Origin of the sequence: Gayadomonas joobiniege G7, assembly GCF_000300815.1 — a bacterium.
Taxonomy (GTDB): Bacteria; Pseudomonadota; Gammaproteobacteria; order Enterobacterales; family Alteromonadaceae; genus Catenovulum; species Catenovulum joobiniege.
This window is the reverse complement of sequence record NZ_AMRX01000003.1, coordinates 209,231-233,357: the sequence shown is the minus strand read 5'-3', so window position 1 is coordinate 233,357 and position 24,127 is coordinate 209,231. Positions and strand designations below refer to the sequence as shown.

Sequence of the window (24,127 nt, the reverse complement as noted above, 5' to 3'; positions counted from 1 at the left end):
TACATGCTCCATTAATAATCCAATACTAAGCCTTCGTACGCGGCAATAATTTCGATTTCTGGCGTTCTTTCAGCGGCTATTTGCTGCATTTTTTTCAATTGCGCATCAACTGACTCATCATTGCGAGCCAAATCATGACTATATAAAACGCATTTTTTAACCTTAGCATCTTGCGCTAACATAATAGCCTGCTCAACTAGGCTATGCCCCCAGCCATGTTTAAACGGCATGTCTGATTCTGTATATTGAGCATCATGAATTAACACGTCTGCCGCAGCTATAAAATCAATCCACTGTTGGTAACTGGTCGCTTCTGGGTATGGTGGGTAGAGCTCATTATCAGTTACATAAGCCAGTTTACAGTCAGGCGTTTGAATACAATAGGCGCTGCCGGCCGAAGGGTGATTGAGCCGCTGACGACTTATAGTCGCTGGACCTATTGACCAAGTATCCGCCTCGTTATGGGTATCTATTTTTATATTCGCTTTTAAATCAGTATGATGCAGCGGAAAATAAGTGCCTGACATTTGCTCAAGAATCGCTTTATCTGCTGTGGGTTCGGTTAAACCAGGTGTGATCACCAACCGCCGCTGCGATTGATGGGCCGGTAGGAAAAATGGAAAGCCTTGAATATGATCCCAATGGTTATGACTTAACAGCAAATGAATAGGGGTATCTTTTTGTACCAACTTATGGCCAAGTTCCACTATGCCAGTACCAGAGTCTAAAATCAGATCAGTTCCATCTTTTAATTGCACATGAACACAAGCTGTATTACCGCCATATTTAATATACGCAGGGCCCGCTGCTGGCATAGACCCACGCACACCATAAAACTCAATCCTCATTTCGACCCGCTTCGTCTAATGTAAACTGACCACCGGCTTGCACTTGGCTATTCTCAACTTCCTGCAATTTAATGGCCCCACCTATTGAATCTTTATCAATAAACTGAGCTTCAATTTCACCTTCAGCAAGATTATCTCCATGAGCGGCAAAATTTACTCCAAGTTCTAATTCAGCTTGCCTGATAGCGCCGTTAAAACGCGCATACCATTCACCTTTTTCGTCATTAAATGACAAAAAGCCATCCTCTATTGTTTGTTTATCAAAGTTGACTTGAATACCCATTTGGGCATCGGTGACGGCTCCTAAATTACTCGCAAAAGAATGATCGCTCAAATCAAACTGAGCCTGTCCCACTCTGTCGATAATAGGGCTAGGGTTTTGCGCATCGTTTTCTAAATCGACTTTGCTTGCTTGCTCATTGGTTTGCTCACTCGCAAGCTCAGGCAGTATTTCAAGTGACAGCACATCAGCTGACGCTTGCTGTCCTGTCTTATTAGGATCTAACATCTCTGGCACCATCTGGGCTGTCTCAGTATTATTTGCTTTTTGCTCAGATTGCTGGTTCTTATTACTGTTCGATGCATCGGTGTCATTCTGACTGACGGGTTGTTCGGCGTTTGGTGAAAAGTTTGCAGGTGGATTTAATAACTCTGTTACTTCGCCGGTTTCGCTAACTTGAGCATAACTAAAGTCTTCACCTAAACCTAACGAAACTTTTTCTTGGTCGGATCCAGTTACCAGCAGATCTATTGCACCATCCCAAACCGCGATAAATAATTCACCATCAATAATTTCAATCTCAAAATGAGTGCCGCGAATACCTATACTACCCACAGGTGTATTCATCTGGTAACTGCCATCATGACTTTTTAAATGGCCGCTAATACTTCGCACACCACCAGTGATCAGCTTCATTATAGCCGACCCTTTGCCTGTTTCCGGGTCGTACTGATAGCTGGAAATCTCTAACTGGGTATTTGCTTTAACCGCTAATAACCCTCCATCAACCATCTTAAATTGGGCGCTGCTGTTGTTGCCAGTTGTGACTGTATCAACTTTATAAACAGGATCACGGCGTGTTAATGTACGACTTTCTGCACTGGCCGTCGCTTCTACTTGGCCTTTTGCAATAATGGTTTTACCGGCGGGTTGATCGGCGCACACAGGCCAAACAAACAGCAAGCTAACTAACGTAAAAAAATGAGCGTGAGCGGATATTTTTTTTGTCTGCATAAGTGTCTCCAACGGTAACACCATTAAAAGCGGTATTTAATATCGCTGGTAAAAATGTTTCTATCATAACTATATAAAAATTGATTGCTCAGTTTATCATTGCGTTTTGCGGTCAAGTTAACAGATAACTGAGTATTTATTTGATAACCAACTGACACCTGGTACTGGCGCATATGATCTCTACGTTTTTCAGCAAAAAATGGCTGTAGACCGTCGATCCCCAAAATCGTGCGGTTGAGTTCACTATGAATGGACTTTTCGTATTTCCACCCTGCACTAAATGAAAAATCTGCAATCTTTTTTGAGGCTTTCAAGCCAATGCCAACGACAGAGCGCTGATAATGCTGTGAACGCTCATTAAAGTTTTTAACATCCTCTTGTCGTGCTGATAAAAATGCTTGTGCATTTCCACCCCAAGCTTGCTGTTGAAACGAAAATTTAAGTGATAAGCTGTTTAAGTCTAGGTTGTCATTTTGCTGGTTATTAGCAATAGAATAACTGGCATCAAATAATACTTTTTGTCGGTCATTTAGCGCATATCCAAAGCGCCCACTTAATGCCACTAGATTGTGATAATCCTCGCTGCCAAACCAAAATTTCTGCGCCATTAAACTTGTGTTGTACTCGTAACGACCTTGCTGACGACGATAACCAGCCATCAAATTTAAATAACTTTGCTCTAACTGATCCAGATCTGAATAAAAGGTTTTTTCCGCATTTAACGACACATAATAATGGCTATACTTGTTTAGTGGCTGTTGATATAGCGCCATAGCCGCGAGTTTTTGCAATTGTTCCCCTTGCTTTGGAAATTGAAAATCCGCAATGCCAATACCAGGAATAGGGATAGGGTACAATTCGTCACCTAAACCAAAATTAACGTTTGAATCATAACCCAAGCCGGCTTTAACAAAACCATGCCATGCACTGCCACTAGCTTCACGTTTTTTATCAATTTGGGCTAAATAAGCACTCACTTTATCTCGAATGCCTGGTTCGTTAGCTTGCTCTCGAGCCAATAAAAATTGAGTTTCAGATGCCGCTAAATTACCCACTTGATAATACTCTACGGCCAACGCTAAACGCGCATTCATATGATTGGGTTTTGCCATCAGAACGCGCTCAAATGCAAAAATTGCTTTTTGATGATAGTCATTGGCACGTGCCGTTAAACCATATAGATAGTCAAAATCCGCATCACCAGCATAGTCAGAAAATAGACTTTCTGCGGTTTGATACGCACTGATGTAGTCACCTTGTTGGATTTGCGCTATTAATAATTTGCGGGGGTCTTCACTGGCAGCAGAAACAAAAAAAGAGCTGCTTAATAAACAAGCTAGCATCAGAGAAGGCAATTTACCCGATGAGCAATACATACAATATTTTTACTCCATTTCACTACGCCACTCAGCTCGCACTAAGATCTGCCAAAAAGATTTACTAAGTGAACTTATTATAGTCTAATAAAGCTATTGTTATTGCATGCGGCGCAGTTTGCAACCAATAAGTTAATTTTATCAGTCGTGTTGAAGTTCAGGCTTATAAACCAACCAAAGCTGAGATAACCAATAAAAAACACCTGCTTTGTCAGTTGCCATAGTGCAATTATACCGCGAACGGCCATTCGGTAGCTCGCGATCAGCCGTCACTTCAAACACCCCATCCCCGTTTGATTCAACTTTACTTTTAGCGGCGCCACTAACAAAACAATTTAGATGTTTTACCGTTTTCATGGCAGTTAAATCGAGTTTAAGTCGTGGTGGGTTTTGTTCGCTCGCGACCAAAGGGCTTGGTAAATGGCTATGATCCATAGGAAAGGCCTCACTCATTAATTTTGTAGACAGAGTTTCTAAATCGGCATAATTACCCGAAGCAGGATAACGCGGCAAGGCGGTAAAATTAGATTGGGCCGAGACCGCACCACTATGCTGACCAAAACCAATTAAACCTTGCTCCGCAATCCAGTCCTGGATCCAAGTATCATATTCGCCATAAGGGTAAGCTAACATACCCGTAGTCGAGCCTAGATGTTTTTTAATTGCTTTTTCTGTTTGTTTAATCGACTTTTTAATTCTTGCCTGCCATTTTTTTTGGTCACCACGACCACCACGGACCCAATAATCATGCTGCCAACCATGGTTGGCTATCGTCATGCCTTTATCCTGCCATTCTTTTAGCTGCTGCCAGCTTAAATAATGTTGGTTATGTTGCTGTAATAAGCCCGGATTAACAAAAATGGTGGCAGGCCAGCCTTTTTCGGCCAACAATGGCAACGCAGAATCCGCTAAATTTAGATAACCATCATCAAAAGTGATCGCCACCGCATTTGCCGGTAACGCTTGTTTATTTTTTAACTTTTTAATCGCACTATGTAAATCAACCACGTTAAAGTTATGTTCAGCTAGATATTGCATATGTTTGCGAAACGTCTCAGCTGTCACGCTGGTTACAGGCGGCGTGCTGTCAGCAACATGATGGTATTGTAAAATGACCAAACCACCTCTTGTTAGTTCGGATTGTGCTGGGTTGGCGTAGGCTTCTTTGTTAACATAAACCACTGACAACAAAGTGACTGCCACAACAAGAAGTTTTTTTAATGTTTGCATTTAATTACCTTAAGTCCTCTCAATACAAAATTATTTTGGCAATCGCAGTGCCAATGATCATTTCTAATATCACTACCCCTTTATTAGGTCTGGTTGACACTGCGATTCTTGGCCATTTACCTCATCCACATATGCTAGCTGGGGTGGCGCTTGCCACCGCCGTTATTTCAAGCCTAGTTTGGTTATGCGGATTTTTGCGTATGTCGATCACCGGTTTAACCGCACAAGCGACTGAACAGCCCGATGCTTCAACTAAAACCACGGTTTTGCTTTACCAAGGTGTGTTTTTAGCTCTGCTACTTAGTTTACCTGTGTATGTATTTCACACAACCTTACTCGAGTTTGCACTTAGCCTGTCTGATACGACCAAAGAGGCTGCACAAAGTGCCACAAGTTATTTTTCAATTCGTATTTTGGCGTTTCCGGCCAGTCTGATCAACCTAGTATTAACTGGCTGGTTGCTTGCACAAGGGCAAGCTAAAACTATCATGTTTATGCAAATAAACATTAATTTGATCAATTTATTTTTAGATTTGGTTACTGTATATGGTTTTAACATGGGCGTTGAAGGTGTTGCCCTTGCAAGTATGGTCGCTGAATGGACTGGCACTGTGCTGTTACTTAGACCTGTTCTCCAACGCCTCGATTCGAAGGGGGTACGATCTGCTTATCAAGCCTTATCTTTAAAGCGCAGCAAAGCGTTTTTAACGACCAACACGGATATTTTATTGCGCTCTTTGTTATTGCAAAGCAGTTTGATTTTTATGACTTTTCAGGGCGCTCGATTTGGTGAAAATATAGTGGCCGCTAACGCGGTACTGATGAATTTTTTAATATTTATTGCATTAGGACTCGATGGTATTGCCTATGCCGCAGAAGTTTTATGTGGACGTCATTTTGGCGCGCATAACAAACAAAAATTGCACGAGACAATAATAGGTTGCGGCTTGTTAACCTTTTATTTAGCTGTGTTTTATACCTTATTATTTGCGTTTTCAGGTACATTTATTATTCAGCTAATGACAGACTTAGACAGTATACGTGCAACGGCAAATCAGTATCTCATTTATATTATTCTACTGCCGGCATGTGCAGCGGGCTGCTTTTTACTAGACGGCATATTTGTCGGTTTGGCCGACGGCAAAGCAATGCGAAATAGCATGGCAATCTCTGTGCTTGTGGTCTATTTTCCACTGTTTTTTATGTTACAGGAGCTTGAAAATCATGCCCTGTGGCTTGCTCTGCTGGCGATGATGTTAATGCGTAGCATTACTCTAACTTGGCGTTTGCGTCTTTATATTTAGCTTGTTGTATACGCAAACGGTAAATACGGTTGGCAAGTATCCCTAAATAACCAAAGCAGGCGATAAAAAAGTTAAGCAAAACTGCGGCAGCTAACATATAAAACTGCCACCTAGTCAAATATTCAAGCGATATGACTAAAACAATCGCAAACAGCCAAAACAAAACGGCGCCAAATAAAAAGCGCCGCCAGCTCCGGCTAGGCTGTTGCCCAAATCTTTCGCTCCAATGCATCACTTACAAACGACTCATTAATAATAAGAATGTGAGCCCGCTTGATGCTCGGTGACATCTTTAACGCCCGTTAACTCGTCTGCGAATTGCTCCAACAATTGCTTTTCGATCCCTTCTTTTAGAGTAACGTCAACCATAGAACAACCATTACAGCCGCCACCAAATTGTAAAATCGCAACACCCTCATCTGTAATTTCAATCAGATCAACTTTCCCGCCATGGTTAGCGAGTTGAGGATTCACCTGGCTAACCAAAGTGTATTGTACGCGTTCGAACAAACCAGCATCATCACTGACTTTACGCATTTTTGCATTTGGCGCTTTTAAGGTGAGTTGCGAACCCATTTGATCTTGCACAAAATCGATCACAGCTTCGTCTAAATAAGGTTCACTGTCAGGATCGATTACAGCGCTGAAAGGCCCATAATTAAACTTTAAGTCTTTCTCTTCAATGGCGTCGGGCGGACAATACGACACACCACATTCTGCATTCGGTGTACCAGGATTAACAACAAAAATTCGAATCTGAGTTCCCTCAGGCTGACTTTCCAATAATTTGGCAAAATGAGCCTGGGCCGACTCAGAGATAGACACCAGAGGTTGATTTTCACTCATAACTATTTACCTGACTAATTTACTCAAGAATAGACTATGATACCGAAATCAGGCTCAACAAAAAAGCTTTCTAAAACTTTTGCCGGATAAATTCAACAAAGCGCGCTATTTTAGCGGGCAAATATTGGCGATGCGGATAAATTAAGTACCAACCAATCTCACCCGCATGATATTGGCTTAACACGGGCTGCAAATTGAAGTTGGCGCAGGTTTGTTCAGCAAAAGATTTGGGCAATAAAACGATGCCACCTGAATGGGCTGCCAAAGAAGCACCCGCTTGTGAGTCATTCACGGCAATTGTCGTATTGAGCTGGGGTAGATGAGATTGACCTGCACTGTCTAATAAACGCCAATAGTCTAATTGGCTGAAGTTATTATCGATAATGCATTGATGACTGGCCAGATCCACTAACTGGGTCGGCTCGCCAAAAGTTTTTAAATAGTCAGCGCTCGCGTACAAACACATAAGATCACTTTTCAAATGGCGCGCAATCATGCTTGAGTCATCAAGTCGTCCTACTTTAAAGCGCACGTCAATACCTTCTTCAACCATATTGACAGCTCTGTTATTTAATTTTAGTTGCACCTTCAAATGCGGATGCAAACGCTTAAACTCAGTAAGCCAGGGTGGCAGCGTAAGGGTGCCAAAAGTAAATGGTGCACTTATCGTTAAAATGCCATGTAGTCCTTGCTGTTCGCTGCGTGTATTTTCTACCATTTGTTCGTAAGCCGATATTACGTCAATGGCGTTTTTATAATAAATTTGGCCAGCTTCAGTTAACCATACACGCCTTGTTGTACGGTTAAACAGTCGCACACCCAATTCTGATTCTACTTGTGTAATGTATTTACTTAATAAGGCTTTTGATATTTCTAGGCGCTCACTAGCGGCCGTGAACGAGCCTGTTTCAACAACCGCAACTACCGCCTGCACACCGAACATAGAATCCATTATTGTTTACCACACGTTGACAATTATTTTATAAAACACGGGTTTATCTAAAAATGACCAACAATGATAATAACACCATGATTAAAAGTTGAGGAATCATTTATGTCTGAACGAATTTTGCACCAAGTGACCCTATCTGGCCATTGTCACAAAGTACGCTTATTTTTATCGCTACTTGGTTTAAGCTTTACAGTAAAAGAAATTGATATGGCCGCCGGTGAACATCAAACCAGTGCGTTTTTAGCACTCAACCCGCTGGCACAAGTCCCGGTACTTATTGATAAAGGTCTGGTTATTACGGATTCCAACGCCATTCTAATTTATTTAGCACAAACTTACGCCAGCGGCTCTCACTGGTACCCTGACAATACGTTAGTGCAAACACAAATCCAAAAATATCTATCACTTGCCGCTGGCTTGTTAGCCGAGGGCGCGGCGGCGGCACGTTTGATTAACGTTTTTAAAGCACCGCTAGATAAAGCGGCTTGCTTGCGTAAAGCCGATAGATTATTGACTTATTTAAACCAAGTGCTCAGTAACCAAAACTGGTTAGCCGCTGAACAAATTAGCATTGCTGATATCGCTCATTATTCTTATATTGCTCATGCACCAGAAGGCGATGTTGATTTAACCCTTTATCCAGCCGTTCAGCAGTGGCTGCAGCGAATAGAAACGAACAGCCGATTTGTTGCCATGCCAAAAACTTTTGTTGGTTTACAAAAATAAACAGGTCAAATCAAATGAAATCGCCCTTTCATGATGGTGAGCGTCACTTGCAAACTCAAATAAAAGTACAGGACAAAATCGCCTCAGTGGGCGCTAGCTATGTTCGTGACTATCTCCCTTTACAACACAGAAACTTTTATCATCAATTAGCGATGATTTTTACCGCATGGATGGATCATAGGGGACACGTTTGGGCCTCTGTATTATGTAACCCTGCTGGGTTTATCAAAAGTCCCGATGAGCAGCATTTGCAGATTGTTGCATCTCCTTTGCCCTGCGACCCTTTAAACCAGCTTTCGACTGGCGATCATTTAGGTTTGCTCGGTTTGAGTTTTCATAACCAACGCCGAAATCGAGCCAATGGCTGGGTAACCAAACGCAGCAGTGAAAGTATTCAAATTAAAATAAAACAAACGTTTGGGAACTGCCCCAAACATATTAAGCAACGTTTTGCCCAACACCGCACTGACTTTAGGCTTAACCCACACACCTGCAAAACCGTGCAAGGTTTGGATAATAGTGCCGTTGAACTGATTAAAAATGCTGATACATTTTTTGTTGCCAGCGCGAGTGGTCAAAAGTTTTCAATTCAGCGGGCATCCGATGGTTTGGATATTTCTCATCGTGGGGGACCTGCTGGGTTTATTCAAATGATCAGTGATCGAACTTTGTTAATACCAGACTATAAAGGAAACCAGTTTTTTAATACTTTAGGTAATATATTGCTCTACCCACAGGCAGGATTGTTATTTATCGACTTTAATAAAGGACACCTATTGTCGTTAAGCGGCACAGCTCAACTGCTCCCCAACGTCCAGCCGTCGTCCTCGGCACTGCAGCGCCCGCAAAATTGGTCTTTTACTATCAACCAAGGGGTTTGGTTGTATCATGCCCTACCATTTTTTTGGAGAAACAAAAACAATGCTTAATATGGATTTCAGCCAAATGGTCAGCATCAATACCAACGAACAAAACTGGCAAAGCAGCCCCAAAAACGGCGTCTGGCGTAAACTACTGGCGCGTGAATTCAAAGAGCATGGGCATGCAACCAGTATTGTAAAATTTGCGCCCGGCGCCTCCTTTTCGTTACACAAACACCCCGGCGGCGAAGAAATTTTTGTATTAGACGGCGTTTTTTCCGACCATACGGGCGACTATAAAGCCGGCCACTACTTTAGAAATCCACAAGGTTTTCATCATGCTCCTTTTACTAAATCCGGTTGCCTTTTATTAGTTAAACTACATCAATTTGCGCCAACTGATACTCAGCATATTCAGCAAAAAGTGGAATTAGACTTTGCCCGTATAACCCCGCAAAACATCAGTATACAAGTACTGCACGAGTTCGATCAGGAGATCACTCAAATTGAATACTGGCTGACGGGTAGCTCGCAAATGGCGCCAATCACATCATTTGGAGAAGAAATTTATGTCATATCTGGCTGCCTGAAAGATGCGGATAAAACCTACCCTGCCGGCACTTGGCTAAGAACACCGACCGCCCTACAAGGCCCTAGAGTGGCCCTACAAGACACTATTTTATTTAAAAAAATTGGCCACTTAGGTCGCTAATTTTACCTTTTTAGGAGCTATTATGAGTGAACAAAGACACCCGCTACCGCCCTTCAACGAGGCCACAGCCATACAAAAAGTGCAAGCAGCTGAAGATGCTTGGAATACGTGTGATGCGAAAAAAGTAAGTCAGGCTTACAGCCTAGATTCACGCTGGCGTAATCGAGCTGAATTTATTGAGGGGCGAGCGCAAATCGAAGCATTTTTGACCCGGAAATGGCAAAAAGAGCTGTCCTATAAGCTCAAAAAAACTTTGTGGGGGTATACCGACAACCGTATTTCTGTGACTTTTGAATACGAATGGCACGATGATTCAGGCAATTGGTTTCGCAGTTATGGCAACGAATTGTGGGAATTTGACAAAAATGGTTTAATGGCGCACAGGATCGCCAGCATTAATGACGCCCCGATCAAACCCGAAGAACGCCGCTTATAAAGATATCTTAGGCTGCTGATCGCTAAAAAATGAGCAGCCGACTCGTCTCGCAACAGAACTTAAACGGTTTAGATCCTATCACTTACGAATTATGATATAGTGCTAAGGTTTTTTCACTTTAGTGCGGAGTTCTTAAACAGTGCGAACGGCCTTGCGTATTTTTGTGTGTTCAATATTGATATTAGTACAGCAGCCTGCTTGGGCAATAATGAGTTTTGCAGAATATAGTCACCCGCTTCCAAACGGGCATTTTGCCGATTATCAGCTCATTTTAAACTACCAAAACTACCTTGCTGAGCAAAGCCCTAATGTCGCTCTGATCGATGCAGGTTATAGTCGCGAATACCGTAAAATGCAGCTATTAGCCGTCTCTTCTCCAGCCCGTATCAAACAACTAAAAAAAAGTCCAGACAGCCTGCCAAACTTCGTCAAACAACCACTGGTTATCTGGTTAAGTTTTGCCGTGCATGGCAATGAAATTAGTGGCACTCAAGCTGCACTAAAAATTCTTCATCAGTTAACCTCTACTCAAGACCCGGATACAGCTGCTTGGTTGGAATCAACAGTGATCCTATTTGAGTTGGTTGGCAATCCCGATGGTTACCAGAGATTTATTCAGAAAGTAGGTCAATACCTAAGTGCGTATCCGGTCGCAGATCATCAGCACCAACAGCATTTAACGCCCTGGCCAGCAGCCCGCGGCAACCATTATTGGTTTGATCTCAACCGTGATTGGCTGGCAGCCAGTCAACCCGAAACGCAAAACCGAATGCAACTTTACCACTTATGGCAACCACATTTATTAGCCGATTTTCATGAAATGCCAAGCGGCAACCGCTACTTTTTTCAACCGGGTGTTAAAACTCGTATTAATCCACTCAGTCCGACACAAAATTACCAGCTGACTAAACTGTTTGCTAGTGCATTAGCTCGCCAGTTTGACAGTGAGCAAACTCGCTACTTTAGCGAAGAAGAGTTTGATGATTTTTTTATCGGCAAAGCCTCAACCTACCCTGATTTGCAAGGCGGCATAGGTTTATTATTAGAACAAAGTAGTAGTAAGGGACAGTTATTGGCAACCGAAGATGGACTGCTGAGTTTTCAACAAAGCATAGATAACCAAAAAGTAGGTATTCGATCTGTCATCAATACTGCTATCGCAAGCCATCAAAAGTTGCTCAGCTATCGGGATAATTACCAACAAAAAATTCAAACACAGCAGCAAGCAGATCCCCTCTCCGGCTATCTAGTGACAAGCGGCGGAAACCGTTCCCGTCTGCAAGACTTCCAGCAGCTATTAAACATGCACAATATCGACAGCCTAATACTCAGCCGCGATATGCAAATAAAAAATACTCTATATCCCGCAAATAGCAGTTTATTTATTCCACTAGAGCAAAAACAGTATCTGCTGATAAAAAGCTTATTTTCACAACAGAATAAGTTTAAAGATACCTTGTTTTATGATGTCAGTAACTGGAACCTGGCGCTCGCTTATCATTTGCAACCCGTGGCGGTTAGTAAATCACAAACACAACCGCAAACTCGTCCAGGCAAGGTCCAACTTAAACAAGCCACTGAATATCCGGGTATCACTGCACCTCCGTATGCCTGTTTAGTCGATTGGCATGAGGACACAAGCGCACCTTTGCTGTATCAGTTATTAAAACAAAAAGTCAAAGTAAGGGTAGCCAAAGAAGCTTTTCGAGGGATTAACATGCAAGGTCCTGCTAACTACCCGGCTGGCAGCTTATTGGTTTTATTAAGTGAAAATTCGGCTACAACAATGCTGCACGCCATGCAAACAATGCAAGAACATAATGCACCGTGTCAGCGTCTGCTTAGTGGTCATACCGAGCAAGGACCAGACTTAGGCAGCCGCCAGTTTACCCAATTGCATCCGGTGCAAGCGGCCATTTTAACCGGCGAGGGTACCCAAGCCAGCGAAGTTGGTGAAATCTGGTATCACTTTGAACACCAGTTAAAAATGCCGCTAGCGTTATTAGACAAATCAGATGCTGAACAACTTAGTTTAAAAAACTATAGCCATTTAATTATGACTGATGGCAACTTTCAGGATTTACCGTCGCAATTTGTCAGTCATTTAGAATTCTGGTTGCGCCAAGGCGGCACTTTAATTACCACCAAAAGAGCCAGCGTGTTTGCCAGCCAACATAATCTAATTCGCAACGAGTTTTTATCAGAGCGAGATTTAAACTCGTCATTTGCACTGGATAATTTAACGTTCGCCGATAAAGAAAAATTACAGAGCAAAAAAATGCTGACTGGTAGTGTTTTTAACGTTGAACTCGACCTTAGTCACCCACTTGCTTTTGGTTTTAAACAAGCAAAAATACCATTGTTTAGAAACGACCGTATTGTATTGTTGACTGCCGCCAAACCTTTTTATGACGTAGCCAAATATACTGACAGTCCACTGCTGGCTGGTTATAGCAGCTATGAAAATATCCGTATGATTAAAAACTCTACGGCGTTGACCACCCATAAACATGGTCAAGGACAAGTGATCGCTTTTGCCGATAATCCTGTATTCAGGGGTTACTGGCGAGGCACAGCCAGATTATTGAATAATGCGCTGTTTTTTGCACCGCTTGTTGCGCATTAATAACCACGACTGACACTTGCAGCCGCTGACCAACTGATAGTCACAGCATTGACATGCTCAATACCTGCCGCTTTTAAAACCTGCGCCAAAGTATTGAGCGTTGTGCCTGTGGTGACCACATCATCGACTAAAAACACCGGCTTCGGCCATTGCATTGAAACAAAAGCAGCTTTATTTAATACAAACGCATCCTGCAAATTTTTACGCCGCTGTAACGCTTCTAAACCAGCTTGGCGCTGAGTGTATCGAGTTCGCTTTAATAATGGTAAACACTGTCCTTGATATTGCTTTGCTAACTGTTCTGCTAGCCAGTTTGCTTGATTAAAACCACGGTACAAACGGCGTAACCAATGCATGGGAACAGGAATAAAAATAGCGTTTTCAAAAGCCTCCTGATGACAGTACGCCATTAATTCGATTAAAGCGGAACCGGCTAACAAGTCTTGCTGGTATTTGAATCGCCGGATCAGCGCCGCTACTTGTTGCTGATGCTGATTTAAACAATAGATGTGCGCCAAGGCGCTTGCGTTAAGTGTTTTTTTAACACCGGGCATACTCAGGATATCTGCCCAAGCCAAACATTCTGAGTGCTTCCGCCAGTCATTGAGGCAATAGTGACATACGCTGTTTTGCTCTGCCAGTGGCCCATCACAAAACAAACATAACCTAGGCACAAGTTGCTTAGCTTGTGTTAATATTGGCGATACTAGGCGCTTAATCAATATCACGCTATTTTCCTATGCAAAAAAACCTCTATTTTATTCATGGCTGGGGCATGCACTCTGCCGTTTGGCAACCCATTGCCAAATATTTTGATGACACTTTTAATGTCCACTTAATCGACTTGCCGGGTTATGGTCGCCAGGCCAATCACTGCCCGTCAGATTATAGTCTAAACTCTATTAGTCGGCTGGTTGCCGAACAAATAACATCCCCCGGCATACTCATTGGTTGGTCATTAGGCGGCTTAGTCGCGCAACACATTGCTTTGGAGTATGATTGTTGTGAAGCATTGATCGCAGTCGCCACCAGTCCTTGTTTTTCTTCCCAAAACAATTGGCCAGGTATTGATGCGCAGGTACTAAATAATTTTGCCACTATGTTAGAGGCTGATGCCAAGAAGACCTTAGAGCGTTTTATCGCAATTCAAGCCATCGGCAGTGAACATGCAAGGCATGACATTAAAGCATTAGTAGAGCTGCTAGCCGCAGCACCTGCGGCCAATCAAACCGCATTAACGGGTGGTTTAGATATTTTAAAAACCGCTGATTTAAGAACACAAATAAGTGGTATTTGCTGCCCGACTTTAAGACTCTATGGTCGCCTAGATAGCCTGGTCCCGAGCAAAGCAGTGACGATGATCCAAAATCAGCAACCAAATTGTGTTACGCAAGTCATATCAAAAGCAGCCCACGCGCCTTTTATTTCGCACCCTGATGAATTTAAGCAGAGGGTGCTTAATTTTATGCAAACATTAAATTAATTTATCAGCAATAACTTCCCCTTTGAGTAATTATGGTTAATAATTAAGCGATATGAATATTTCGCCGCAGTACCCGACTAACTTAACTTTAAATCTTGCTAACCCGCAGACAGAAGCGGTAAGGCGAGAGGTATTGTCACCTCAAAAGGTCACAGAAAATCAACCGAACCAAGCGCAACCGCGCGATCCTGGTGTGTCCTCGCGGCCAGAATATCCCAAAGCAGCCAGCCAAACTCCGCTGACTTACGATTACATTCGATCAAATATCTATCAAAACAGAGTCGCTCAAAACAAAAACAATGCTTCTCAACAGCAAAATAAGCAAGAAGATGGCAATCTCACTAAAAATAACAAGCCGTATAGTGAGCAAGAGCAAAAAGAATTAACCGAGTTAAAAGCACGTGATCAAGAAGTCCGGCAACATGAACAAGCGCATGCAACCACAGGTGGCCAATATGCAGGGGCACCCAGTTATGAATTTGAGCGTGGACCTGATGGTAAAAACTATGCAGTGGGCGGTGAGGTACAGATTGATGTATCTGAAGTAGCCAACGATCCAGCGGCAACCATTCAAAAAATGGCACAAGTTCAGCGTGCTGCGCTAGCCCCTGCAGAACCTTCTGCCACCGACCGTCAAGTCGCAGCAGAAGCAGCACAAAAAGCGCAGCAAGCACGGGCTGAGTTACAACAAAAAAACGCTAAAGAGACTTTGCAAAATAATCAGCACGCAAGTCGCCAAACAACGGCTGCCGATGTATTTACTTCTCAGCCTACCCCTAGTTATCAAGCACCCGAAACACTCGAAGTACGAGATGAACGGGTCAATGCTCGGGCATTAAAAATAGCCTCTTTTTACGCAGCGAGCAGCCGTACGCACGAACAACCTGCTTTTTCGCGATACGCTTAAATACCGTATTGATTTCTATATTCAGTCACTTGCGCCAAAGTTTCGGCCTCTTCACCCTGCTCTGTTAAATAAGCAATTAAATCAGCTAACTGAATAATTGAAACGACTTGAGTATCAAAGTCGCGCTCTACTTCTTGAATGGCTGACAATTCACCCTGACCTTTTTCTTGCCGATCTAAAGCGATTAAAACGCCTCTGAGGTTAGCACCTTGTTGCTGGATAATTTGCATCGATTCACGGATCGCTGTGCCGGCAGTAATTACGTCATCAACTAGCATAATATCGCCTTTTAATTCAGCCCCAACCAGCTGACCACCTTCGCCATGATCTTTTTTTTCTTTGCGGTTAAAACAATAAGCGACGTCTTGCTGATGCTGATCTGCCAAAGCGATACTCGTGGCGGTCGCAATTGGAATGCCTTTGTACGCTGGTCCAAACAGCACATCAAACCGAATGCCTGCATCTTGCAATGCAGCGGCATAAAAACGCCCTAACTGTGCTAAATCACCGCCAGTTTTAAACAAACCCGCATTAAAAAAGTATGGACTTGTACGACCCGATTTAAGCGTAAATTGACCAAATTTAAGCACCCCACGAGACAATGCAAATTCGATAAATGATTTTTTATAAGCTTGCATCTGGATCTCCGTTAGGCTAACGCGGCTTTTTGAATATCAAAAATTTCGCGGGTGGCGTTTTTAGCGTACGTCAGCATCTCTTGCATTTCGTCAAAACTATAAGGTTCTGCTTCAGCTGTGCCTTGAACTTCGATTAAACGGCCATCTTCAGACATCACTACATTCATATCTGTTTCTGCGACAGAGTCTTCAACATATTCTAAATCAGCGATCACTTCGCCTTTGTAAACGCCGACCGAGATGGCAGCAACCATATGTTTAAGTGGATTAGTTTTTAAAATGCCTTTGCTGCGCATATAAGATAATGCGTCAACCAAAGCGACACAGGCACCTGTAATAGAAGCAGTTCGGGTACCACCATCAGCTTGAATAACATCACAGTCTAACGTGATAGTATTTTCACCTAAAGCTTTCAAATCAACGGCTGCCCGTAATGAACGGCCAATTAAACGTTGAATCTCTAATGTTCGGCCACCTTGTTTACCACGCGCTGCTTCACGGTCACAGCGGGTGTGGGTTGAGCGAGGCAACATCCCATATTCAGCCGTGATCCAACCTTCGCCTTTACCTTTCATAAATCTGGGCACACCTTCATTCACAGAAGCCGTACATAAAACTTTAGTATCACCAAATTCAATTAATACCGAACCTTCGGCATGCATAGTGAAATTTCGGGTAATGGTAATAGGTCGGATTTGGCTGGCAGTTCGGCCACTTGGACGCATATGTGTCTCCTCATAAAATGCGAAAATTTTTTGCCATTATACCTGTTACACAACAAGATGCAGCTAATTACCAGTTATCCGCTGCTTTTATATCAGACTCTCTAGCTTCAACCCAGTGATTACCTGTTTCTGTTTCTTCTTTTTTCCAAAAGGGGGCTTGGGTTTTGAGTTTATCCATAATAAATTGACTGGCTGCAAACGCAGCTTGCCGATGCGCACTGGCCACACCAACAAAAACAATCTCGTCGCCGATCAACATACGGCCGACCCTATGGACTAGGCTGACAGCTTGCAATGGCCAACGCCGCTCTGCTTCGTTCACTATCTCGCTCAACACTTTTTCTGTCATTGCTGGATAATGTTCTAACGTCAGCGCTCTGATGGTTTTATTTTGGTTGTAATCCCTAACTTGACCGACAAAAAATACCACAGCGCCTGCTGCCGCATTATTATTTGCAAGGTTTTGATAAATCTCTCCCACATTGAAGGGTTCAGTTTGAACTTTAATCATTGTCAGCCTGTATCATTTAGCAAGATTCAAATTTGAATTTTGTTTTAAACGTCTCAATATTGCAAGCGAACGCTTTACTTAAGATTCGCATGAATTAAGATCAATTCACTTTTATAGCAACGGAGTATTATATGAACATTAGAATTAAATCTGCCGCCATTATCCTGGCCACCCTGTCTAGTGCGACAGCGACTGCCAGCACGTTAACAACAGATATCAGCAATGATGCATTTAAAGTAGAAATCGCGACAGGTAATTTTGCTAAGGACACCCATTTTGCCGCTTCTGCGATGCATAACGACGATACCGATGTCAATTTATTCACAGGTACTGCCGCCGTGGTAGGTAATATTTCCCGCCAACCAAACTTTACAGCAGGTTTAGGTGGCCGTTTATATTATGCAGATACTAATGGTGACGATATGCAGGCATTGGGATTAGGTGGTTTTGCCAAATACCGCATCCCAGAAATTCAGGGGTTATCGCTGCAAGGTGAACTCTTTTATGCTCCCGGTATAGTCGCTAGCGACGAGCTAGATAACCAATTTGAGTTGGGTTTACGCGCTAATTATCAGCTTTTACCTAATGGTGCAGTTTATGCTGGCTACCGCCATATTAAAGCAGATATTGAGAATGGTGGTGAATTCGTGTTAGATAATGGCTTTCATTTAGGATTTGAATTTAGTTTCTAACCGGAGCCAATTACATTATGCAATATTCATCACTGGGCGCCAGTGGTCTCAAAGTGTCCAGGATTTGCCTGGGCACTATGACCTGGGGTTTACAAAACACCCAAGAAGATGCCAACCAACAACTTGCGTACGCACTCGATAAAGGGGTTAACTTTATCGATACTGCCGAAATGTACGCAGTCCCGCCAAGCGCCGAGACCTATGGTAAAACAGAAACCATATTAGGTCGTTGGTTAGCCAGCAATAAAAACAAACGGCAAGATCTAGTGATCGCCTCAAAAATTGCCGGTAAAGGGGTCCCTTATATCCGGGGTGGTAGTGATATCACGGGTGCCGCCGTGACCAAAGCGATAGATGACTCATTGCAACGCTTACAAACGGATTACCTTGATTTATATCAACTGCATTGGAGCAACCGCCCGCATCCGCATTTTGGCCGCCATCATCCAAACCAAATCAAGTTTACGGACGTTGATCGCGCAGCGGAACGAGATAACTTTTTAGATATTTTGCAAGCGATAGGTCAAGCAGTCAGTGAAGGAAAAATACGCCATTTTGGTTTATCAGATGATACCCCTTGGGGTATCGAAAGTTATTTAAAACTAGCTGATGAATTTAACTTGCCTAGAGTCAACTCAATACAAAATGAGTTTAATCTTTTGCATAGCAAAGATTGGCCTTATTTAATCGAAACTTGTGTACATAACGATATCGCATTTTTGCCTTGGTCACCATTAGCTGGTGGCATGTTAACTGGTAAATATTTAGATGGTCAGCGGCCTGCAGGCAGTCGTTGGACAATGTCGCAGCGTAATGGTTTGTTTAGAAATACCCAAGCCAGTGATGCGGCTATCCGGGGTTATATAGAAGTAGCTAAGGCACACAATATCACGCCGGCTCAGTTGGCTTTGGCTTGGTGCAACCAAGTAGACGGAGTGACTTCTACCATTATCGGCGCTACCAGTTTAGCTCAGCTCGAAGAGGATATTGCAGCATTTGATATCAGCCTAACTGAGCAATGCTTAACGCAAATAGGCCAAGTATTAAACCAATACTTGGCCCCCTTTTAATTAAGTCAGGGTCCCAGACCCTGATTATTTACTCGACTGAAATACCTGAGTGGCGCAATAAAGCATCAACTTCAGGTGCTCGCCCTCGAAACGCTTTAAACAAGTCCATAGGTTCGCGCGACCCACCCATCTGCAAAATATTCTGGAGAAAATCCTGCCCAGTTTTTTGGTTAAAAATGCCTTCTTCTTCAAACCTTGAAAACGCATCTGCCGACAGCACTTCAGCCCACTTATAACTATAATACCCAGCGGCATAACCGCCAGCAAAAATGTGACTGAAACCATGCTGAAAACGGTTGAATGCAGGCGGCTTGTTCACAGCTACTTTATCTCGAACCTGATCTAATTTGGTTTGTATGTCATAGTCTTGGCTGCCCGCTTCTGCGTGCATTTCAAAATCGAACAAAGAAAACTCTAATTGTCTGGCCATCATCATCGCGGACTGATAGTTTTTTGCCGCCAGCATTTTTTCTAATAAGTCGCTAGGTAGCGCTTCACCTGTTTCATAATGCCCAGAAATAAATGCAAGCGCCTCACTCTGCCAACACCAGTTTTCTAAAAACTGACTAGGCAACTCAACTGCATCCCAAGCAACACCATTAATGCCTGCCACATCACTGACAGTGACTTTTGTTAACATATGGTGCAAACCATGACCAAACTCATGAAACAAAGTTTGTACTTCGTCATGAGTGAATAACGCTGGTTTATCACCAACGGGTTTATTAAAGTTGCAGGTTAAATAAGCGACTGGTAATTGGATCTCGCCCTGGCTGTTTTCCCGCTGGCCAATACACACATCCATCCAAGCACCGCCTCTTTTTCCTTCGCGAGCATATAAATCCAGATAAAAGCTGCCTTTTAAACGCCCATCGGCAGAAAAAATGTCATAAAAACGAACGCTATCATGCCATACCTGTACATTTTCCCGGACTTTGATGGTGATATTAAAAAGCTTGCCGACCGTTTTAAATAATCCTTGAATGACCTTATCTTCAGGAAAATACGGACGTAATTCTTCATCAGAAATGGCATACTTTTGCTGCTTGAGTTTTTCTGCATAATAAGTCATATCCCAAGCTTCTAAAGAATCCACCCCCTGACTTTTGGCGTAAGCGCGGATTTCATCTAACTCTGCTTGCGCTTGTGATTTACTTTTAGCGGACAGATCATATAAAAAATCTAATACTCGCTGCGGTGATTCTGCCATCTTGGTAGCCAACGACTTTTCAGCATAATTGTCAAAACCTAGCAGCTTGGCAAGCTCATATCTAAGTTTTAAAATATCTTGCATGATCTGGCTGTTGTCCCATTTATTCGCGTTGGGGCCTTGATCTGATGCTCGGGTTGCAAATGCTGTATAAATTTCTTCTCTAAGCTGGCGATCGTCGGCATATGTGATCACAGGCAAATAGCTTGGGAATTCTAAGGTGAACAGCCAACCCTCTTTATTTTTACTTTCCGCTGTTGCTTTTGCTGCATCAATAGCACTTTGTGGTAAACCTGACAACTGCTTTTTATCGGTTACTAGCTTATGCCAGCCTTGTGTCGCGTCTAACACATTATTGGCAAACTTAGTGGTGAGTTCTGACAATTGTTGGGCTATCTCACCATATCGTTTTTTATCTTGCTCCGGCAAACTAACACCTGATAACTTAAAGTCTCGCAAAGAATTATTGATAGCTTTTTGTTGTGCTTCACTGAGATCGTTAAAAGAATCCGACTCACGGATCTTTTGATAAGCTTGATATAACCCTTGATGCTGGCCGACATAGGTAGAATATTCAGATAATAATGGCAAACAAGCTTCATACGCTTGGCGCAAGCCTTCACTGTCCGCAACAGAATGCAAATGCGAAACAGGCGACCAAATTCGGTTCAACCTATCGTCGGCTTCGTCTAGCGGCTGAACAAAATTTTGCCAAGTGTATTCTTCTTGAGCAACAACTTTATCTATCGTCAAACGGCACTGCTGGATAGCATCCTGCACCGCTGGCAGCACATGCTCAGGTTTGATGTTTTCAAACTCGGGTAAACTGCTTTCAGTCAGTAATGGATTGGTCATGGGTATCCTTTTGAAAAATTTTGTTTTGCGCAAATAGCGTAATAGCAGATATTTGGGCGCACGAGGAATTTACAAGCCCGCCCAACAATGCTGTTTAAATTACAGCGGTAAAATAAAGTTATAACCTTTTTCTTTTACCCAATTATTATCTGATTGGGTATAACTACGAAAATTGGTGTCTAACCATCCTTTTTTATCAAACCATGTTTTCACTTCTTGTGCATTTTGATGATTTAATAAACTCAAAGATGGATGTATTACTGTAGACTGGTTCGCTGGAAAAGGTTCTGCATAAAAGTGATCGTGAATCAATACCATAGCCCAAGCGCCATAGGCGCTTTGTCCACCAAACGAAAAAAAGCCAGGGTGCTGCTCGGCCAGTTCGAATGCAGGTTCTTGCCAGCCCACAGAGCCTAATAAAAAGTGCTTTGGATTAACATTTAACAACCGCTTGGCTTCATATACACCTTTTGCTAACGCGACATCGGCAGTCCAAACTAGGTTGATATTTTTTTTCGCTTTGAGTAAAACTTGTGATTGTTTAATGGCTTCTGCGACATCAAGTTTACTATGCATCACTGGGTTTAAATAAACTTTTTCGTTTGCTTGCATTACCTGTGACAAGCCATTTTGCCGCTGTCGACCTGCCGTATCATGTTTGTTACTGCCCAGTGCCATCATTTCAATTTCACGCTCAGTGAGCTTATTTTGTTTGGCCAGATTTAATAAACGTTCGGCTATCATGCGCCCTGTTTGCTCATGGTCTTGCGCTAAATGCGCAATCCAATAACGTCCGTTTTGAGTGGGTAAACCAATTTTTTTTAGTTTTTTGTCCTGCATATCAATGTCAAGTGAGACAAAATGGACTTTATTCTCAGTTGCCAAACGTATGATCTGTTTTTCAACTTCTTGGGTAAACAGGGCAATTAAATAGTCAGGTTGATGGCTAAGGATTAATGATTGCAACTTGCTAATGTAAGCAAAACGCCCTTGCTCGCCTGGTGCGAGTTCTTCAATCATTAAATTTAAATTAAGCTGTTCGGCGGCATGTTGTGTAATGTCTTTAAACGCAGGCCATTTAGCCACTTTATGCTCAGACATTAATAATAATACTTTAGCCTGCTCAGGCGCCATTAAACTCATTTGTGTAGGGCTTTGAGCCTTGCTTGGAAAGGACCAAAAAAGAATAAAAATAAGTAGGAAACTATATATCTTAGCCACGTCTATACTCCGTTAAATTGGGTCAACTCGACGGTATAGCATACGCGAAAAAAAGTAAAAAGTTATTTTAATCCGTTTTGTGACGTCAAAGTTGCTCGGTCACCAACAAAAGCCACTTTAATATGGGTACCCTGGTCGCCCCAGTAACAAAAACGGCCTTGATCCAAGGCGCTACATTGTACGGGTTCACCAAGAATTGCAACTATTTGAGCAAACTTCATACCAACTTCGAGTTTGGCATAATTATCAGGTGTGATTTTACTGCAGGCAGATAGACATAAGATAGTTATTCCTAAGCCTATAAAAAATATTTTATTAACCATATAGAACCTCCATTTAAACCAGTCCAGTTACAAAATAACTACAGACTGTTAAAAAGAGGCGCTATATTAACGTTAAATTAACACTCAATCAAGATCTAACTTGCCCATCACCCATCACAATAAACTTTTGAGTCGTTAAACTTTCTAAACCCATAGGACCATATGCGTGCAGCTTAGAAGTTGAAATACCTATTTCTGCCCCTAAACCTAATTGACCGCCATCAGAAAAACGAGATGAGGCGTTAACCATAACCACAGCACTATTGACCCGACGGATGAACTCGTTTGCACGGCTATAGTCTTGGCTACAGATCACTTCGGTGTGGCCCGAGCTATATTGTTCTAAGTGGCTGATAGCATCATCAAAGCTGTTTACTACTTTAACTGCGATTTCTAACGCTAAATACTCAGCCTCCCAATCCGCTTCAGTGGCTGGCACCGCTTGCTCAAAATAGCTAATACTGTTTTCACAAGCATGGATTTTAACACCTTTTTCTAATGCCATTTGGTTTACCGCCGGCAAAAACTCTGCCGCAACTTGGGCGTCTACCAATAAAGTTTCGAGCGCGTTACAGACCCCTGTTCGCTGAGTTTTTCCATTAATAAGCAAGTTCATAGCAACCTGAAGATCGGCAAATTGATCAACATATAGATGGCAGACGCCTTTAAAGTGCTGAATCACAGGAATACGGCTATTTTCAGTGACAAAACGAATCAAACCTTCACCACCCCGTGGAATAATCAGATCAATATCTTCGCTTAGTGTCATTAATTCGTTCATCACAGCTCGATCTGGGTCTGGAACAACTGAAATTGCATTAGGATCTATGTTCTGTTCTAACAATGCTTCGTGTAAACATTCAGCGATCACTAAATTAGAATGCAATGCTTCTTTTCCACCCCGCAAAATCACAGCGTTGCCCGACTTTAAACATAAAGCTGCAGCTTCAGCAGTTACATTCGGACGTGCTTCATAGATCATTGCAATCACGCCCAACGGAATACGCATACGGCCAACACGCATGCCATTAGGTCGTACTTTCATATCCGAAATGCTACCAACGGGATCGGTTAAGTTGATCACTTCTATCAAAGCGTTGGCTAATTCTTGAATTCGGTGCGGTGTTAATCTAAGCCGATCTATCATAGCGTCAGTTAACCCGTTTTCACGGCCTGCCGCTAAGTCACGTTCATTTTCTTCAATAATAAATTCGGTTCTTTCAATGAGTTTATCCGCCATCGCTTTTAACGCGGCGTCTTTTTTTGCTGTACTTAGATTAGCCACCGAATGCGACGCTTTACGTGCATCTTTAGCCATTTTTGCAATTGAAAATGTCATGCT

The 24,127-nt window shown here is 42.6% G+C and carries 25 protein-coding genes; 10 read left to right on the top strand and 15 right to left on the bottom strand.

The window, feature by feature from the left end; translation table 11 throughout:
- Nucleotides 1-11 precede the first annotated feature (11 nt).
- From C727_RS0105075 to C727_RS0105060, 4 genes are all read right to left on the bottom strand, one after another.
- On the bottom strand, nucleotides 12-848 hold the full coding sequence (locus tag C727_RS0105075) for an MBL fold metallo-hydrolase (protein ID WP_017444548.1): 837 nt from the start codon (nucleotides 846-848) through the stop codon (nucleotides 12-14).
- Nucleotides 838-2,082: a FecR family protein gene (locus C727_RS0105070; protein ID WP_017444547.1), complete on the bottom strand. Its 1,245-nt coding sequence runs from the start codon at nucleotides 2,080-2,082 to the stop codon at nucleotides 838-840. Before C727_RS0105070 ends, C727_RS0105075 begins: the two co-directional genes overlap by 11 nt.
- 23 nt (nucleotides 2,083-2,105) lie before the next feature.
- A complete protein-coding gene (locus C727_RS0105065) occupies nucleotides 2,106-3,458 on the bottom strand; it encodes a surface lipoprotein assembly modifier (protein ID WP_017444546.1) in 1,353 nt (450 codons plus the stop codon).
- A 141-nt stretch (nucleotides 3,459-3,599) separates the two neighbouring features.
- Nucleotides 3,600-4,688: a polysaccharide deacetylase family protein gene (locus C727_RS0105060; RefSeq protein WP_017444545.1), complete on the bottom strand. Its 1,089-nt coding sequence runs from the start codon at nucleotides 4,686-4,688 to the stop codon at nucleotides 3,600-3,602.
- Between C727_RS0105060 and C727_RS0105055 the strand changes: the two genes are divergently transcribed.
- Nucleotides 4,679-5,992, top strand: a complete 1,314-nt coding sequence (locus tag C727_RS0105055) for an MATE family efflux transporter (protein WP_017444544.1) — start codon at nucleotides 4,679-4,681, stop codon at nucleotides 5,990-5,992. The genes C727_RS0105060 and C727_RS0105055 overlap by 10 nt on opposite strands.
- On the opposite strand, the gene C727_RS0105050 is transcribed toward C727_RS0105055, so the two are convergent.
- From C727_RS0105050 to C727_RS0105040, 3 genes are all read right to left on the bottom strand, one after another.
- Nucleotides 5,958-6,227 (bottom strand): hypothetical protein, encoded by a 270-nt coding sequence (locus C727_RS0105050; protein ID WP_017444543.1) that lies wholly within the window; start codon nucleotides 6,225-6,227, stop codon nucleotides 5,958-5,960. The genes C727_RS0105055 and C727_RS0105050 overlap by 35 nt on opposite strands.
- 14 nt (nucleotides 6,228-6,241) lie before the next feature.
- Nucleotides 6,242-6,820, bottom strand: coding sequence for a Fe-S biogenesis protein NfuA (gene nfuA, locus C727_RS0105045; RefSeq protein WP_026052572.1), 579 nt, complete (start codon nucleotides 6,818-6,820; stop codon nucleotides 6,242-6,244).
- 88 nt (nucleotides 6,821-6,908) lie between these two features.
- The gene (locus C727_RS0105040; protein WP_017444541.1) at nucleotides 6,909-7,790 is read right to left on the bottom strand and encodes a LysR family transcriptional regulator; all 882 of its coding nucleotides are present in this window, start codon (nucleotides 7,788-7,790) and stop codon (nucleotides 6,909-6,911) included.
- A gap of 102 nt (nucleotides 7,791-7,892) precedes the next feature.
- Here C727_RS0105040 and C727_RS0105035 point away from each other — a divergent pair, with 102 nt between their 5' ends.
- From C727_RS0105035 to C727_RS0105015, 5 genes are all read left to right on the top strand, one after another.
- Nucleotides 7,893-8,516: a glutathione S-transferase family protein gene (locus C727_RS0105035; RefSeq protein WP_017444540.1), complete on the top strand. Its 624-nt coding sequence runs from the start codon at nucleotides 7,893-7,895 to the stop codon at nucleotides 8,514-8,516.
- Nucleotides 8,517-8,530: 14 nt separating this feature from the next.
- Nucleotides 8,531-9,445, top strand: a complete 915-nt coding sequence (locus C727_RS18035) for a pyridoxamine 5'-phosphate oxidase family protein (RefSeq protein ID WP_017444539.1) — start codon at nucleotides 8,531-8,533, stop codon at nucleotides 9,443-9,445.
- Nucleotides 9,438-10,088, top strand: coding sequence for a cupin domain-containing protein (locus C727_RS0105025; RefSeq protein ID WP_017444538.1), 651 nt, complete (start codon nucleotides 9,438-9,440; stop codon nucleotides 10,086-10,088). Before C727_RS18035 ends, C727_RS0105025 begins: the two co-directional genes overlap by 8 nt.
- Before the next feature lie 22 nt (nucleotides 10,089-10,110).
- Nucleotides 10,111-10,524, top strand: a complete 414-nt coding sequence (locus C727_RS0105020; protein ID WP_017444537.1) for a nuclear transport factor 2 family protein — start codon at nucleotides 10,111-10,113, stop codon at nucleotides 10,522-10,524.
- A gap of 208 nt (nucleotides 10,525-10,732) precedes the next feature.
- A complete protein-coding gene (locus tag C727_RS0105015; RefSeq protein WP_155949174.1) occupies nucleotides 10,733-13,150 on the top strand; it encodes a M14 family zinc carboxypeptidase in 2,418 nt (805 codons plus the stop codon).
- On the opposite strand, the gene C727_RS18980 is transcribed toward C727_RS0105015, so the two are convergent.
- Complete coding sequence (locus tag C727_RS18980) at nucleotides 13,147-13,878, bottom strand: ComF family protein (RefSeq protein WP_017444535.1); 732 nt, start codon at nucleotides 13,876-13,878, stop codon at nucleotides 13,147-13,149. The genes C727_RS0105015 and C727_RS18980 overlap by 4 nt on opposite strands.
- Nucleotides 13,879-13,889: 11 nt before the next feature.
- Here C727_RS18980 and bioH point away from each other — a divergent pair, with 11 nt between their 5' ends.
- Entirely contained in the window at nucleotides 13,890-14,633 is a 744-nt protein-coding gene (gene bioH, locus C727_RS0105005; RefSeq protein WP_017444534.1) for a pimeloyl-ACP methyl ester esterase BioH, read from the top strand.
- 52 nt (nucleotides 14,634-14,685) lie between these two features.
- Nucleotides 14,686-15,540 (top strand): putative metalloprotease CJM1_0395 family protein, encoded by an 855-nt coding sequence (locus C727_RS0105000; RefSeq protein WP_017444533.1) that lies wholly within the window; start codon nucleotides 14,686-14,688, stop codon nucleotides 15,538-15,540.
- Here C727_RS0105000 and pyrE read toward each other — a convergent pair.
- From pyrE to moaE, 3 genes are all read right to left on the bottom strand, one after another.
- Nucleotides 15,537-16,178: an orotate phosphoribosyltransferase gene (pyrE, locus tag C727_RS0104995; protein ID WP_017444532.1), complete on the bottom strand. Its 642-nt coding sequence runs from the start codon at nucleotides 16,176-16,178 to the stop codon at nucleotides 15,537-15,539. The two genes, C727_RS0105000 and pyrE, sit on opposite strands and share 4 nt — an antisense overlap.
- Before the next feature lie 11 nt (nucleotides 16,179-16,189).
- Nucleotides 16,190-16,903, bottom strand: a complete 714-nt coding sequence (gene rph / locus C727_RS0104990; RefSeq protein ID WP_017444531.1) for a ribonuclease PH — start codon at nucleotides 16,901-16,903, stop codon at nucleotides 16,190-16,192.
- A 67-nt stretch (nucleotides 16,904-16,970) separates the two neighbouring features.
- Nucleotides 16,971-17,414, bottom strand: a complete 444-nt coding sequence (moaE, locus tag C727_RS0104985; RefSeq protein WP_017444530.1) for a molybdopterin synthase catalytic subunit MoaE — start codon at nucleotides 17,412-17,414, stop codon at nucleotides 16,971-16,973.
- Between the two features lie 131 nt (nucleotides 17,415-17,545).
- Here moaE and C727_RS0104980 point away from each other — a divergent pair, with 131 nt between their 5' ends.
- Nucleotides 17,546-18,106 carry a YfaZ family outer membrane protein gene (locus tag C727_RS0104980; protein ID WP_017444529.1) on the top strand — a complete coding sequence of 187 codons (561 nt, stop codon included), beginning with the start codon at nucleotides 17,546-17,548 and terminating at the stop codon, nucleotides 18,104-18,106.
- Between the two features lie 17 nt (nucleotides 18,107-18,123).
- Entirely contained in the window at nucleotides 18,124-19,176 is a 1,053-nt protein-coding gene (locus C727_RS0104975; protein ID WP_040459171.1) for an aldo/keto reductase, read from the top strand.
- Nucleotides 19,177-19,204: 28 nt separating this feature from the next.
- Here C727_RS0104975 and prlC read toward each other — a convergent pair whose 3' ends face one another.
- The 4 genes from prlC to C727_RS0104955 all read right to left on the bottom strand — a co-directional run bounded on the left by prlC (nucleotide 19,205) and on the right by C727_RS0104955 (nucleotide 24,124).
- Complete coding sequence (prlC, locus tag C727_RS0104970; protein ID WP_017444527.1) at nucleotides 19,205-21,241, bottom strand: oligopeptidase A; 2,037 nt, start codon at nucleotides 21,239-21,241, stop codon at nucleotides 19,205-19,207.
- Nucleotides 21,242-21,340: 99 nt separating this feature from the next.
- On the bottom strand, nucleotides 21,341-22,384 hold the full coding sequence (locus C727_RS0104965; protein WP_017444526.1) for a substrate-binding domain-containing protein: 1,044 nt from the start codon (nucleotides 22,382-22,384) through the stop codon (nucleotides 21,341-21,343).
- Nucleotides 22,385-22,524: 140 nt separating this feature from the next.
- The gene (locus C727_RS0104960; protein WP_017444525.1) at nucleotides 22,525-22,785 is read right to left on the bottom strand and encodes a hypothetical protein; all 261 of its coding nucleotides are present in this window, start codon (nucleotides 22,783-22,785) and stop codon (nucleotides 22,525-22,527) included.
- 88 nt (nucleotides 22,786-22,873) lie between these two features.
- Complete coding sequence (locus tag C727_RS0104955) at nucleotides 22,874-24,124, bottom strand: glutamate-5-semialdehyde dehydrogenase (RefSeq protein WP_017444524.1); 1,251 nt, start codon at nucleotides 24,122-24,124, stop codon at nucleotides 22,874-22,876.
- Nucleotides 24,125-24,127 lie beyond the last annotated feature (3 nt).

Bases quoted from the DNA above. Each gene is read 5' to 3' on its own strand.
- C727_RS0105060 (WP_017444545.1), bottom strand. From the start codon at position 4,688: ATGCAAACATTAAAAAAACTTCTTGTTGTGGCAGTCACTTTGTTGTCA.
- C727_RS0104965 (WP_017444526.1), bottom strand. From the start codon at position 22,384: ATGAGTTTAATGGCGCCTGAGCAGGCTAAAGTATTATTATTAATGTCT.
- bioH (WP_017444534.1), top strand. From the start codon at position 13,890: ATGCAAAAAAACCTCTATTTTATTCATGGCTGGGGCATGCACTCTGCC.
- C727_RS0104980 (WP_017444529.1), top strand. From the start codon at position 17,546: ATGAACATTAGAATTAAATCTGCCGCCATTATCCTGGCCACCCTGTCT.
- C727_RS0105015 (WP_155949174.1), top strand. From the start codon at position 10,733: ATGAGTTTTGCAGAATATAGTCACCCGCTTCCAAACGGGCATTTTGCC.
- C727_RS0105055 (WP_017444544.1), top strand. From the start codon at position 4,679: ATGTTTGCATTTAATTACCTTAAGTCCTCTCAATACAAAATTATTTTG.
- C727_RS0105035 (WP_017444540.1), top strand. From the start codon at position 7,893: ATGTCTGAACGAATTTTGCACCAAGTGACCCTATCTGGCCATTGTCAC.
- prlC (WP_017444527.1), bottom strand. From the start codon at position 21,241: ATGACCAATCCATTACTGACTGAAAGCAGTTTACCCGAGTTTGAAAAC.
- C727_RS0105070 (WP_017444547.1), bottom strand. From the start codon at position 2,082: ATGCAGACAAAAAAAATATCCGCTCACGCTCATTTTTTTACGTTAGTT.
- pyrE (WP_017444532.1), bottom strand. From the start codon at position 16,178: ATGCAAGCTTATAAAAAATCATTTATCGAATTTGCATTGTCTCGTGGG.
- moaE (WP_017444530.1), bottom strand. From the start codon at position 17,414: ATGATTAAAGTTCAAACTGAACCCTTCAATGTGGGAGAGATTTATCAA.
- rph (WP_017444531.1), bottom strand. From the start codon at position 16,903: ATGCGTCCAAGTGGCCGAACTGCCAGCCAAATCCGACCTATTACCATT.
- C727_RS0105020 (WP_017444537.1), top strand. From the start codon at position 10,111: ATGAGTGAACAAAGACACCCGCTACCGCCCTTCAACGAGGCCACAGCC.
- C727_RS0105075 (WP_017444548.1), bottom strand. From the start codon at position 848: ATGAGGATTGAGTTTTATGGTGTGCGTGGGTCTATGCCAGCAGCGGGC.
- C727_RS0104960 (WP_017444525.1), bottom strand. From the start codon at position 22,785: ATGGTTAATAAAATATTTTTTATAGGCTTAGGAATAACTATCTTATGT.
- C727_RS0105040 (WP_017444541.1), bottom strand. From the start codon at position 7,790: ATGGATTCTATGTTCGGTGTGCAGGCGGTAGTTGCGGTTGTTGAAACA.
- C727_RS0105065 (WP_017444546.1), bottom strand. From the start codon at position 3,458: ATGTATTGCTCATCGGGTAAATTGCCTTCTCTGATGCTAGCTTGTTTA.
- C727_RS0104955 (WP_017444524.1), bottom strand. From the start codon at position 24,124: ATGACATTTTCAATTGCAAAAATGGCTAAAGATGCACGTAAAGCGTCG.
- C727_RS0105025 (WP_017444538.1), top strand. From the start codon at position 9,438: ATGCTTAATATGGATTTCAGCCAAATGGTCAGCATCAATACCAACGAA.
- C727_RS0105000 (WP_017444533.1), top strand. From the start codon at position 14,686: ATGAATATTTCGCCGCAGTACCCGACTAACTTAACTTTAAATCTTGCT.
- C727_RS18035 (WP_017444539.1), top strand. From the start codon at position 8,531: ATGAAATCGCCCTTTCATGATGGTGAGCGTCACTTGCAAACTCAAATA.
- C727_RS0104975 (WP_040459171.1), top strand. From the start codon at position 18,124: ATGCAATATTCATCACTGGGCGCCAGTGGTCTCAAAGTGTCCAGGATT.